We start from the raw sequence: 398 nt of genomic DNA, 5'->3' as shown, positions 1-398 counted from the left end.
ACCTACGTCCAGTCCTGGCTCTCGGGCAACGACTACCGCAAGGCGCTGCCGGACGGCCCCTACAAGGGCAAGCACCTGCCGGACTCCGTGCTGGAGACCCCGGACGACAAGACGGTCGTCTTCCACTTCGACCAGCCGCGCCCGGACCTCCCGCAGGCCCTGGCCATGGCCGGTTACGCCATCGTGCCCCAGAAGCAGGACACGAAGGAGAAGTACGACGACGCCCCGGCGGCGCTCGGCCCCTACAAGATCGCCGAGTACAAGGCCGGCAAGTCGATGAAGCTGGTCAAGAACGACCAGTGGGACCCGAAGACGGACTCGGTGCGCCACCAGTACGTCGACGGCTACAACTTCACCTCGACGATCGACCAGCCCAGCCAGACCAAGCGTCTGATCGC

General features: G+C 65.8%; 1 protein-coding gene. It reads left to right on the top strand.

The window, feature by feature from the left end:
* The coding region (locus tag LPA54_RS41150) for an ABC transporter substrate-binding protein (protein ID WP_228985502.1) at positions 1-398 on the top strand (398 nt) is incomplete at both ends.

The organism is Streptomyces sp. DH12 (assembly GCF_020873895.1).
In the GTDB taxonomy this organism is placed as follows: domain Bacteria; phylum Actinomycetota; class Actinomycetes; order Streptomycetales; family Streptomycetaceae; genus Streptomyces.
Note: the sequence above shows the minus strand (reverse complement) of the source record. Positions and strands in the feature narration are given on the sequence as shown.